Origin of the sequence: Kitasatospora arboriphila, from assembly GCF_039528095.1 — a bacterium.
GTDB lineage: Bacteria > Actinomycetota > Actinomycetes > Streptomycetales > Streptomycetaceae > Kitasatospora > Kitasatospora arboriphila.
Window position 1 is genome coordinate 1 of record NZ_BAAALD010000301.1, and the last position, 554, is coordinate 554.

2 protein-coding genes are annotated in these 554 nt (G+C 62.6%); both read right to left on the minus strand.

The genetic code is table 11. From position 1 onward, the window contains the following. Window positions 1-323: relaxase family protein (locus tag ABD353_RS40085; protein WP_425555368.1), on the minus strand; the 323-nt coding region annotated here is incomplete at its 3' end. Then, on the minus strand, window positions 313-554 hold a 242-nt coding region (locus ABD353_RS40090; RefSeq protein WP_344628622.1), incomplete at its 5' end, for a MobC family plasmid mobilization relaxosome protein. The genes ABD353_RS40085 and ABD353_RS40090, both read right to left, overlap by 11 nt.

Below are 554 nucleotides of genomic sequence, written 5' to 3' on the forward strand. Positions count from 1 at the left end.
AGAAAATTCAGTTCCAGCCGCCCCTTGTCCCGGTGTTCAACCCACAGCACGCTGTACTGGTCTTTATCGAGTCCGGGCATCAGAACCCGCTCGAAGCTCGCCATCAGCTTTTCACGCTGGCCGGGCGGTAAATCCTGTTCAGCAAAAGACAGGACGCCGGAGGTGTACTTTTTGGCGTAGGGCGAGGCGTCGATAAGCTCCCGGACCTCCTCCGGCTTTCCCTGCAGAACGATGCCCCCGTCGCGCTGGCGGTCTTTCCCCAGCAGATAATCCACCGGCCCGGCACCGCCGCCTCGCCCTCGCGGATGAAACTTAACGATCATCGTCTGCCCCCTTTTCCACCACGGCATCCCGCAGCCGCTCGAGTTCGGCATCAATGGCCATCAGCGCGGCCACCACCTGAACCCGGCCAGCGCCTGACCACTGGCCGCCGTTAATTTTCCGGGCGATCTGGTTGAGGTTGTTCCCCATCCCGGCAAGCTGGCGCAGCAAAACCGGATCGATGGACGGCAGCCGCAACGACCGCGCCGGGCGCGTATCGAGACAGGTTTCCC